Below are 11,767 nucleotides of genomic sequence, written 5' to 3'. Positions count from 1 at the left end.
TCTTAGCCGTTGCTCCAAAATGCTTTGGTATAGTCTGTCCCAATTCCCGCGATTGGGTTAGGGTCTCCCCATGACCCTGCGCCCGCTTGTGACCGCCGCCGGCCTTGCCCTCCTGGCCGCCTGTTCTCCGCCCCAGGCCGAGACGGCCCCCTCCGTCTCCGTCGAACCCGTGCCGCAGCCAGCCGCGACTCAGGCGCCCGGCGGTTTCAGCATCGGCTCGCCCATCGCCTGCGATATCGGCAAGGATTGCTTTATCCAGCAATATCCCGACCGCGATCCCAACACGGGCCCGGTCAGCGACTATACCTGCGGCACAGCCAGCTATGACGGCCACGACGGCACCGATTTCCGCATCCCGGACAAGGTCGCCCAGGCCCGCGGCGTCGCCGTCCTGGCCGTCGCCGATGGCGTCGTCGCCGGTGTCCGCGACGGCGCCCCCGACTGGGAGGTCGGCGCCTACAACCAGGCCGCGGTGCCATCCGACCGCGCCTGCGGCAACCGAGTCGTCGTCGTCCACGGCAATGGCTGGCATACCCAATATTGCCACATGCGCCAGGGCTCGATCGCCGTGAAGGACGGTCAGAAGGTCAAGGCCGGCGACAAGCTCGCCCTGGTCGGCCAGGCCGGCTGGGCGGCGTTTCCGCACCTGCATCTGGGCGTGTACAAGGACAACAAGCCCGTCGACCCGTTCAACCTGTCGGCCACCTGCTCGCCGACCACCGTCACCACCTTATGGAGCCCTTCGGAACAGGAGCAGATGGCCTATCGCGGCCGTCAGGTACTCAATGCCGGCTTTGCCGCCGCACCGGTGACCATGGACGCCATCGAGCGCGGCGGCATCCCCGCGCCCACCGCCTCAAGTCCGGCTCTGGTCGCCTATATCCGCGCCATCAATTTGCAGGCCGGCGACGTCCAGACCCTGACCATTTACCGCCCGGACGGCAAGGTGCTGAAGGCCTCGCCACCCACACCGCTCGACCGCAACAAGGCGCAGTATATGCTGTTTACCGGCGAGCGCCCAACCGGCGGGACGTGGCCGAAAGGCACCTATCGCGCCACCTACACCGTCACCGCCGGCACAAAGACGGTCCTGAACCAAGCGTTTACCCTTACCCTGCCGTAACGACGGTATTGACCCTGCCGCCGCCCGTGTCATTGTACCGCTCGCCTTGACCTCCCCCTGCATGAAGGGCCGCACCGCCATGACAACAATCACCGGTACAAACGGCGCCTGGGGCGCTAATGGCGTGGCGCCGCTGCCCGGACAGGATGGGGCCGATGGCGGTGACGCAAGCCAGGGCGCGGATGGCGAGACCGTGAACGTCTTCGTCACAGAAGAGACGATCCAGGACCTGCTCGGCAACAATCTGCTGCAGGTGACATCGGGAGCCGGCGGCCAGGGCGGCGCGGGCTCTGCTGCAAATCCCGGGACACCGTCTGGCGGACAAGGCGGGGACGGCGCCCTCGGAGGCCAGGGCGGTGACCTGCTTATCGACGTCACCGGCGTCAGTTTCAGCAACGTCATGACCCTGCGCGCCTACGGCGGGGCCGGCGGCAGCGGCGGGGCGGGCGGTCTCGGTGGCAATGGCCTTGCCGGGATCGGCGGCGCGGCCGGGCTGTCGGCTGACGGCAGCGATAGTGGCGATGTCATCATCCGAATGACCGATAGCGTGTTCACGGCTGACGCGCGGCTGGACCTTCTCGCCACCTTCGCAGCCGGCTACAAGATGGGCGGTTATGGCCGCACAGGCAGTTCAGGCGACACCCCTGGCAATGGCAGCGACGGCGGCAAGGGCGGCACCGGCGGCACGGCAAACATAGAGGTCGATGGCGTCTGGCTTCCGTTTCACACCGGTGGTGTCAGCCACAGGATTGAGGTGACCGGCGCGCTTGGCGGTCTCGGCGGCGACGGCGGTCGCGGTGGCGCCGCTACGGCAGCGGGAAGTTATGGCGCAGGCGGCCGCGGAGGTGACGGCGGCCGCGGCAGCCATGTCGGTATCAGCTTTACCAACAATCATCTGACGGGCACGGCCGCCGACGAGCAACTGGAACTCGAATTCATCCTGTCTGGCGGCCGTGGTGGGATCGGCGGACTAGGCGGCCAAGGCGGCACAGACCTCGCCGAAACGGCTGCCGCCGGCGCCAATGGCGCCTCTGGAAACGCCGTCCTCACCTTCTCGGGCAACCATATCGACGGCGGCGCCGGCACCGACACCGTAACCCTGACCTTCTGGCGCAGCACCTTTGTCGACAGCGACCTGGGCGAGGTATGGGACGCAAACGGCATCGGCGTTATCGACGTCAATCTGGCAACCGGTATCATGACCGTGGGCGGTCAAACCAACACCATAACGGGCGTCGAGAACATCTATTTCCGTCTTGAGGACAGCAGCTATGCGCCCGGCAGCCCGCCTGTGGACATGCCGTCGACCGTCTATGCCACCGGCAACAGCAGCGCTAATCTCCTGGTCGCCAGCACCTGGGCTGCCGCCTGGTTCAGCGGCGAAGGCGGCAATGACAGTCTGTGGGGACGTGGCTACAACGACTATTTCCAGGGTGGAGCCGGCACCGACGATCTCGCCGGATATGGCGGCGATGACAGCTTGATGGGTGGCTCCAGCGTCGACTTCCTCGAAGGCGGCGACGGCCACGACTATCTCGATGGCGGCACCGGTAGCGACACCATGGTGGGGGGTGCGGGCGACGATACCTATGTCGTCGACGCCAATGGAGACGTCGTCAACGACCAGAACGGCGGCGGCACCGACACCATTATGACCGGACTGACCTGGACCCTGGGCACCTACATCGAAAACCTGACCCTGACCGGCTCGGCGAATTCAAAGGGCACCGGGAATGATCTCGCGAATAGTCTCACCGGCAACGACGGAAACAACACGCTCACGGGTGGGCTGGGCGATGACTCCTATTTTATCCAGAATACCGGCGACAACGTTGTCGAAGCCAATGGCGGCGGAACGGATGTTATCTACAGTCAGGTCAATTACAATCTCACCGGACGCTTCGTTGAAACCCTTGTCCTGACAGAGTCAGCCACCGACGCCATCGGCAACAGCTACGCCAATGCCCTGTTCGGCAACAGCCTCAACAACCTGCTGGATGGCGGCGGCGGTGCCGACACGCTGGGCGGGGCAGCCGGCAACGACACCTATATGGTCAATGTGGCGTCCGACGTCGTCATCGAGAGCGCCGACGAAGGGACGGACACCGTCTACGCTTCTTCAAGCTACGTCCTGTCCGCCGACATCGAACGCCTGATCCTGACCGGCACGGCGGCGAGCGGCACCGGCAATGCCTCGAACAACGCTATCACCGGCAATGACGGCAACAATGTCCTGGACGGCAGCGGCGGGGTCGATACCCTGGTCGGCGGCCTGGGCAACGACACCTACCATATCGACAACAGCCTCGACATCGTCACCGAAGCTTCCGGTGCCGGCACCGACACCGTCTTCGCAAGCGCCAGCTATAATCTCAGCGGCCGGGTGGTCGAAAACCTCACCCTCACCGGCGCCGACGACCTGACGGCCATCGGCAACGGGGTTGGCAACAAGCTGACCGGCAATACCGGCAACAACCTGCTGGACGGCGGCTCAGGCGCCGATACGCTGACTGGAGGCCTGGGCAATGACACCTATTACGTCCAGACGATCGGCGACAAGGTGGTCGAAGCTGGCGGCGAAGGCACCGACCTCATCTATGCGTCCGTCACCTACAACCTGACCGGCCGCTATGTCGAAACCCTGAACCTCACGGGATCAGCGAACATCGACGCCCTCGGCAACAGCCTGGCCAACACCCTGATCGGCAACGCAGGCGCCAACACGTTGAACGGCCTGGGCGGTAACGACATACTAACCGGCGGCCTGGGCGCCGACATCTTCCTGTTCCAGCTTGGCAGCCGCTCCGACACCGTCACCGACTTCAGCGCTGCCGAGAACGACACGATCAACATCAACGCCTACACCGGGGGCGCGGCCAACGAGGGCCTGATCACCCAGGCCGGTGCCGATACGGTGATCAACCTGGGCGGCGGGAATGTTATCACGGTCAACAACGCGCTCGTGGCCGAAGTACTCGCGCACATCATCTGGTAGAAAAGACGCGACAGCCTGGCCGGAAAAAAAGTATGAAGATGCCATAAACATTTTGCAGGGGCCTACATCATGAAACCCGTCTATCTGGCCGAGTCCGACCTGTCGTCGGCGCTGAGTTTCACGCATATTGGTTCCGCCGCAAATACCCGGGCGTTCAATCCCACCGCAGCTCCAGTGACCTTGAACATCGCTACGGCGCCCGGCCTGTCGGCCGTCGCTGCCAAGACCGGCACGGTCAGCGACGGACGGACGAACACGATCTCCGCCACTACCTTCGCCGTCGCCGATACCCTGGCCTTTGACCTGACAGCAGCCCCCTATAGCGGTCCGGCCAGCGCGCCGTATTTCATCGACAACCATCAGCCCTACCTGGGCATCACCTTCCTCGTCCCGCTGAGTGGCGCCTTTCCGCCGCATTGGTCACTCCACGATGCCCCGGAAAGCGGAGTCAACGACGCCGCCTTTTTAGGCGGCATGCGCATGTTCGCCGGCAATTTCGCGCCTTCTCAGACCGCGACGGCCAGCGGACAGCTTTTGCCCATCGCCCAGAACACGGCGCTGTTTTCCCTGTTCGGCACCTATTATGGCGGCGATGGCAAATCGACCTTCGCCTTGCCCGATCTCGATGCCCGCGCCGTCGTCGGAGTCGGATCAGGGCCGGGCCTCTACGAGCGCGTCCTCGGTGAAGAATACGGATCAAATACTTTTGAGATCAATTCCAACGTCCTGCCGACCTCGGCCGGCGGCAGCGGTATCGGTTTCGGCAATACCCAGCCCACCCTGGCAACCACCTATATGATCCAGGTTTACGGCGTATTCCCGTCCCCGAGCAGCCTGATGTCCAGTAACATGGATATGATGGGGCTGGTCGTGCAATTTGGCGGTAACTTTACGCCCTTCGGCTATCTGCCCTGCGACGGGAGCCTGCTGCCGATTTCGGAATATGAGGCCCTTTTTACCCTTATCGGCACGACCTATGGCGGCGACGGTCAGGACACATTCGCCCTGCCCGATTTGCGCGGCCGCACCGTGGTGGGCACGGGTCAGGGGGCCGGCCTGAGTAACCGCGTGCTCGGCGAGGTCATCGGTACCGAAAATCAAACGATCCAGCAGAACCAGATGCCCTCGGACATGGGCGGCAGCAACCAGGGCGTCAACAATATACAGCCTTCACTGGCCCTGAACTATATCATCTCTCTGCAGGGCATTTTCCCCTCACAGAGCGCTATTACCGACGCGGATCCATACACTCAGTTTCTCGGCGAAATCGCTATAAGCGCGATCCCTTACGCTCCCAGGGGCTGGGCCTACTGCAATGGCCAGCTCCTCAGCATCGCTCAGAACCAGGCTCTTTTCTCCCTCCTCGGCACGACCTATGGCGGCAATGGGATAACCACCTTCGCCCTGCCGGATTTCCGCGGCCGCACTGCGGTTGGGGCCGGTGATGGCGTCGTCCTTGGCGAGAGGGGCGGCACCGAAGTGACCTATCTGTCGTCCGCAGCCATGCCCCACCTGACCCTGAATGGAAACGCTGGCCCGAACAGCTTGTTCGGCGGCGGCGGCAACGATACCGTCAACGGCAACGGGGCCAATGACCGCCTTGTCGGTAACGCTGGCAACGATCGGTTGGACGGCGGCGTCGGCAATGACACCATGGAAGGCGGAGCCGGCGACGACACCTACTATGTCGATGCCACGACCGATAGCATCGTCGAACTGACCAATCAGGGCTTTGACAGCGCCTTTTCCAGCGCAACCTTCAGCCTGGCCTTTACCTTCATCGATAACCTCTACCTGACCGGTTCGGCCAATATCAACGGCACTGGCAACGGCCAGGCGAATCTCATCACAGGCACCGTCGGGAACAACAAGCTTGACGGCGGCGCTAACAACGACACCCTGAACGGCGGGATGGGCGACGACACCTATGTCATCTCCAATGTTGGCGACGTGATCAATGAAAACGCTAACGAAGGCACAGACACGGTCGAGTCAGCCATCACATTTACCCTCAGCAATGTTCTGGAAAACCTGACCCTGATCGGGACGACCGACATCAACGGCACGGGCAATGCTGGCAACAATATCCTGACCGGCAATACCGGGCTTAACGTCCTGACGGGTGGGGCGGGCAACGATACCTATAATATACAGAACACCGGCGACAATGTTGTCGAAGCTGCCAATGAAGGTACGGACCTTATCAACTCGACCGTGACCTACAGCCTGTCCGGCCGCCAGGTTGAGAACCTGACCCTGACGGGCTCAGCCATTGTCAATGCCACGGGTAATGGTCTCGCCAATATCCTAACAGGCAACGGCGCCAACAACGTTCTGGACGGCGGTTCCAATAACGACACCATGGCCGGAGGCGCTGGCAACGACACCTACCTCATCAGCGCGGTCGGCGATGTCGTGACTGAAAACCCCAATGAGGGGATTGACACAATCCAATCATCCTTCACCACCACCCTGGGCGCCAATGTTGAAAATGTCACGCTCAACGGTGCCGCAGATATTAATGCCACCGGCAATGCGCTCAACAATGTCCTCTCTGGCAATTACGGCATAAACGTCCTGACCGGCGGCGCGGGTAACGACACCTACTATATCCAGAATGCGGGCGACAACGTAGTGGAAGTATCGGGCGGCGGTTCCGACGTCATCTTCTCGAGCGTCACCTATTCGCTGAACCTGCGCTATGCCGAAACCCTGATCCTGAACGGCTCGGACAATGTCAACGCCACCGGCAACTCGCTGGGCAATACGCTGGGCGGGAATTTCGGTAGCAACATCATCAACGGCAAGGGCGGAGCCGACAATCTCAGCGGCGGCTTTGGCGCCGACATCTTCCTGTTCGACGCCAACAGCGGAACCGACACCATCACCGACTTCAGCGCGGCCCAGAACGACAGCATCAATATCGCTGCCTATACCGGCGGTGTGGCCAATGTCGGACTTGTCGCCCAGAACGGCATCAGTGTGCTGATCACTCTGGGTGGCGGCAATACTATAACTGTCAACAACGCCACTCAGGCCGACGTCCTCGCGCACATCGTTTGGTAGAAAAGAAGCGACAGCCCGCGGGTTAATGAAGTATGAATGCCCCATAAATCATTTACAGGGGCCTACATCATGAAACCCGTCTATCTGGCCACGACCGACCTGGAGTCGGCGTTTCGTTTGTCGCATCTTGATTCCGCTGGCGGCACCCGGGCGTTCAGCCCCGGCGCCGCGCCGGTGGCGTTAAACATCGCCAACGCCCCCAGCCTGTCGGCCGTTGCCGCCAAGACCGGAACGGTCAGCGACGGACGGACAGACACGGTCGCCACAGCCACATTCGCCGTCGCAGACACTCTGGCCTTCGACCTGATAGCAGCCCCCAATAGCGGTCCGGCCAGCGCGCCTTACTTCATCGACAACCACCAGCCCTACCTCGCCATCAACTTCCTTGTACCACTGTCGGGAGTCTTCCCACCCCGGCCATCCTTGCACGATGCGCCGGAAAGCGGAATCAATGACGCCGCCTACCTGGGCGGCATGCGGATGTTCGCCGGCAACTTCGCCCCCTACAGAGACGCCTTTGCCGCAGGCCAAATCCTCAGCATTGCCAGCAACACCGCGCTGTTTTCCCTGTTCGGCACCTATTACGGCGGTAACGGCACCACCACCTTTGCCCTGCCCGACCTGCAGGGCAAAGCCGTCGTTGGGATCGGCCAGGGGCCGGGCCTCAGCGACTATGTCATCGGCGAACAATTCGGTTCGACCACACTTGAAATCAATGCGGGCGTCATCCCCACCTCCGGGGGCGGCAGCGGCTTCGGTATCGACAACAGTCAGCCCACCTTGGCCACGACCTACATGATCCAGGTCGAAGGCATCTTCCCGTCTTCGAACGGGCTGATGAACAATGACATGAACCAGATGGGTCTGGTCGTACAGTTCGGCGGCAATTTCACGCCGTTGGGCTACCTGCCCTGTGACGGTCGCCTGCTGTCCATCGGCGAATACGACGTGCTCTTCGCGCTGCTCGGCACGACCTACGGCGGCGACGGTGTCGAAACCTTTGCCCTGCCCGATCTGCGCGGCCGCACCGTTGTTGGCGCCGGTCAGGGTCCCGGTCTTCCGTTCCACAACCTGGGTGAACAGTTCGGCACGGAAAGCCAGTATCTCTCGCAAAACAACATGCCCACCAACATGGGCGGGAGCAATTCGGGCGTCAACAACGCCCAGCCGTCCCTGACGTTGAACTACATCATCGCCCTGCAAGGCATCTTCCCTTCGCGCGCCGCTATGACCGATGCCGATGAGGAAACGCAATATCTCGGTGAAATCGCCATTACGGCGATCAACTACGCCCCCAGGGGCTGGGCCTTCTGCCAAGGCCAACTCCTGAGCATCAATCAGAACCAGGCCCTGTTCTCCCTCCTGGGCACAACCTACGGCGGCAACGGCATCACCACCTTCGCCCTGCCCGATTTCCGCGGCCGCACCGCCATCGGTGCCGGCAACGGCGTCGACCTGGGCGAGCGGGGCGGAACGGAGAGCTACAGCCTCTCGACTAACCTGTTCCCGGCCCTGACCCTGAACGGCAATGGCGGCCCGAACAGCCTGTTCGGCGCCAACCTGAACGATTTCCTCAACGGCTTCGACGGCAATGACCGCCTGGTGGGCAATGCCGGCAACGACCGCATCGACGGCGGCACAGGCAACGACACGATGGAAGGCGGCTTCGGCGACGACACCTACTATATCGACTCCACCGCCGACAGCATCATCGATGGCAACGGCCAGGGTTACGACTATGCCTTCGCCACCGCGACCTTCAGCCTCGCCTTCACCTTTGTTGACGTCCTCTACCTGACGGGCTCGGCCAATATCAACGGCACCGGCAACGGCCAGTCCAACCTCATCACCGGCAACACCGGCAACAACCGGCTGGACGGTGCCGCCAACAACGACACCCTGACCGGCGGTCTGGGCGACGACACCTATGTTCTCTCCAATGTCGGCGACGTCATCAACGAAAACGCCAATGAGGGCACAGACACCGTCGAGTCGGCCATCACCTTTACCCTCACCGACGTCCTGGAAAACCTGACCCTGACGGGCTCGGCGAACATCAACGGCACCGGCAATGCCGGGAACAATATCCTGACCGGCAACACCGGCGTCAACGTCCTCACCGGCGGCCTGGGCAACGATACCTACAACGTCCAGAACACCGGCGACAATGTTGTCGAAGCCGCCAATGAAGGCACGGACCTGATCAACTCGACCGTGACCTACAGCCTGTCCGGCCGCCAGGTCGAGAACCTGACCCTGACCGGTTCAGCCAATGTCAACGCCACCGGCAATGGTTTCGCCAACATCCTGACCGGCAACAGTGGCAACAACATCCTGGACGGTGGCGCCAACAACGACACCTTGGCGGGCGGTGCCGGCAACGACACCTACATGATCAGCGCTGCCGGGGACGTCGTCACCGAAAACCTCAACGAAGGCATCGACACCCTCGAGACGCCCTTCACCACGACCTTGGGCGCCAATCTTGAAAACGTCACCCTGACCGGTTCGGCTGACCTGAACGCGAACGGCAATGCCCTCAACAACGTCCTGACCGGCAATGCCGGGGTCAATGTGCTGACCGGCGGCGCGGGCCACGACACCTACTATATCCAGAACGCCGGCGACAATGTCGTCGAAACCTCGGGCAATGGCAGCGACGTTATCTTCTCGACGGTGACCTATTCGCTGAACCTGCGCTATGCCGAGACCCTGAACCTGATCGGGTCCGACAATGTCAACGCCACCGGCAACTCGCTGGGCAATACGCTGGGCGGCAACGACGGCAACAACACGATCAACGGCAAGGGTGGCACGGATAACCTGAGCGGCGGCCTGGGCGCCGATCTGTTCTTCTTCGACGCCAATAGCGGGACTGACACCATCACCGATTTCAGCGCGGCCCAGAATGACAGCATCAACATCGCTGCCTATACCGGCGGCGTGGCCAATGCCGGCCTGGTCACCCAAAGCGGCAGCAATGTGGTCATTACCCTGGGTGGCGCCAACGTCATCACGGTTAACAGCGCCTTGGTGGCCGACGTCCTCGCACATATCGTGTGGTAGAAAGATAAGGCCCGGAACCAGCGGTTCCGGGCCTTTGCCTTACGGTATCAAACTGCCCACGCCCTGTTTGACGATCTCGCCAAACAGGGCGCCGCCCTTTTTCTTTTTCTTCTTGCCGTCGCCTGATGTCGCCTCAGGCGGGGTCTGCTCTTCCGCCTCGGACGGTTGTCCGCCCATGCCGAACATCCCGCCGCTCATGCCGCCCATATCCTGCCCCAGCAGGCCGCCCGTCGTCGACTTATAGCGGATCTTGGTCGTCCACTGGATATTCCATGCCACCTTCGGGTCTGCCGGACGTGGCGGGAAGCTGAGATTGGTTTCCCCGCCATAGGCCGTAATATTGTACATGGCGCCTTCACCGGCATTGGCAACTTCGGCCGGAACGGTGCAGGCCGTCGCCGTCCCCGGCAGCAACACCTTCGACGCTGTCAACCGCTCGACATCACCCGGCGTCAGATAATCCGGCGCCATGCCCATCCAGCCGGTGTTGCTGGCCGCCGACGTCCACATGATGAAGGTGTCGCGCTCACGACCTGCGCCGATTGCTGTCGCCACAAAACCCTTGGCATTCGGAATCGCCGCCCACGTCAAGGGCACCGCGCCCGAAGCGGCCTTCTGATTACCCGACACCTTGATCGGCGCCAGGAAGTCCTGGCCCTGGTTCAGCGAAAAGTCGATCTGCGGGGCATAGTCCGTTTTCACGGTATGCGCGCCGGTTAGCGAATGGCCGGTAAAGCCGTTGTCGGCCTTGGCATTGGGCCACTCACCATAGGCCTTGACGCTGTCCGGGGTCGGCTTTTTGACGGTGTCCAGAGTCACCTGCGGCGCCAATTGCTTGACCAGGGTCATACGTTGGTTCGGATCGGTGATCTTGGCCAGGTCGATGACCAGCGGCTGGCCGGCGGGTGCATGCTCACCGCAACCCCAGTAGATCAGGATCTTGCCCTTGGGCGGCTCATAGCTTTGCGGCTCACCAGGCGTATATTGCGTCGGCTGCGTCGGCGCGGCCACCTTGCGCTTGTAATAGAGCGGCAGGTCGCCCGCGCTCATCCGGTGATCGCCGGTCGTCTCGGTCTTGGCCACCTGGTTCGAGCCCAGCGTCAAGGTCACAGTGTGGTTCACGTCGCCAGACATCATGCCCATCATCGACGACATGGACGGCGCCTTGCCCTGCCCTATCCCGGACATGCTGAAGCCGCTGCTCGTGGTGGTGTCGATCCAGTAGTTGGCGACCGGTCCGGTGACGACCTGCTTCGGCGGCGTCGCCGTGGACGCCGGCCCGGCAACAAAGCTTGTGATCACAACGGCCGCACAGCCGCGCATGAGGAATGTATGCGAATTCATACCCAATCTCCTGAAATACAGCCTTGAAAGCTCGCCATCTAAGCGAACTGAGCGGATGTGGCAATTTACATTTCCGTTAGCGTTGAAACTTTCCAAGACGGTATTATTTTAGTCAAATCCGCCCTTCACCCAAGTATGCAGGCACCTTTTCTAGACGTGAAAATCCTTATTTC

At 62.0% G+C, this 11,767-nt stretch carries 5 protein-coding genes; 4 read left to right on the top strand and 1 reads right to left on the bottom strand.

The genetic code is table 11. From position 1 onward, the window contains the following. Positions 1 to 70: 70 nt before the first annotated feature. The 4 genes from ABI_RS07950 to ABI_RS23525 all read left to right on the top strand — a co-directional run bounded on the left by ABI_RS07950 (position 71) and on the right by ABI_RS23525 (position 10,250). On the top strand, positions 71 to 1,123 hold the full coding sequence (locus ABI_RS07950) for a M23 family metallopeptidase (RefSeq protein WP_006272393.1): 1,053 nt from the start codon (positions 71 to 73) through the stop codon (positions 1,121 to 1,123). Positions 1,124 to 1,202: 79 nt separating this feature from the next. After that, positions 1,203 to 4,118, top strand: a complete 2,916-nt coding sequence (locus ABI_RS07945) for a calcium-binding protein (protein WP_040308700.1) — start codon at positions 1,203 to 1,205, stop codon at positions 4,116 to 4,118. 69 nt (positions 4,119 to 4,187) lie between these two features. Beyond that, a complete protein-coding gene (locus ABI_RS23530; RefSeq protein ID WP_006272391.1) occupies positions 4,188 to 7,184 on the top strand; it encodes a tail fiber protein in 2,997 nt (998 codons plus the stop codon). Between the two features lie 69 nt (positions 7,185 to 7,253). Beyond that, on the top strand, positions 7,254 to 10,250 hold the full coding sequence (locus ABI_RS23525; RefSeq protein ID WP_050808223.1) for a tail fiber protein: 2,997 nt from the start codon (positions 7,254 to 7,256) through the stop codon (positions 10,248 to 10,250). Between the two features lie 39 nt (positions 10,251 to 10,289). Here ABI_RS23525 and ABI_RS07930 read toward each other — a convergent pair whose 3' ends face one another. Further along, on the bottom strand, positions 10,290 to 11,594 hold the full coding sequence (locus ABI_RS07930) for a hypothetical protein (protein ID WP_006272389.1): 1,305 nt from the start codon (positions 11,592 to 11,594) through the stop codon (positions 10,290 to 10,292). Positions 11,595 to 11,767 lie beyond the last annotated feature (173 nt).

The organism is Asticcacaulis biprosthecium C19, assembly GCF_000204015.1.
Taxonomy (GTDB): Bacteria; Pseudomonadota; Alphaproteobacteria; order Caulobacterales; family Caulobacteraceae; genus Asticcacaulis; species Asticcacaulis biprosthecius.
The sequence above is the reverse complement of the archived record's forward strand: the minus strand, read 5'-3'. Positions and strand labels throughout refer to the sequence as shown.

Coding starts and splice junctions, on each gene's coding strand:
- ABI_RS23530 (WP_006272391.1), top strand. CDS start 4,188: ATGAAACCCGTCTATCTGGCCGAGTCCGACCTGTCGTCGGCGCTGAGT.
- ABI_RS23525 (WP_050808223.1), top strand. CDS start 7,254: ATGAAACCCGTCTATCTGGCCACGACCGACCTGGAGTCGGCGTTTCGT.
- ABI_RS07930 (WP_006272389.1), bottom strand. CDS start 11,594: ATGAATTCGCATACATTCCTCATGCGCGGCTGTGCGGCCGTTGTGATC.
- ABI_RS07945 (WP_040308700.1), top strand. CDS start 1,203: ATGACAACAATCACCGGTACAAACGGCGCCTGGGGCGCTAATGGCGTG.
- ABI_RS07950 (WP_006272393.1), top strand. CDS start 71: ATGACCCTGCGCCCGCTTGTGACCGCCGCCGGCCTTGCCCTCCTGGCC.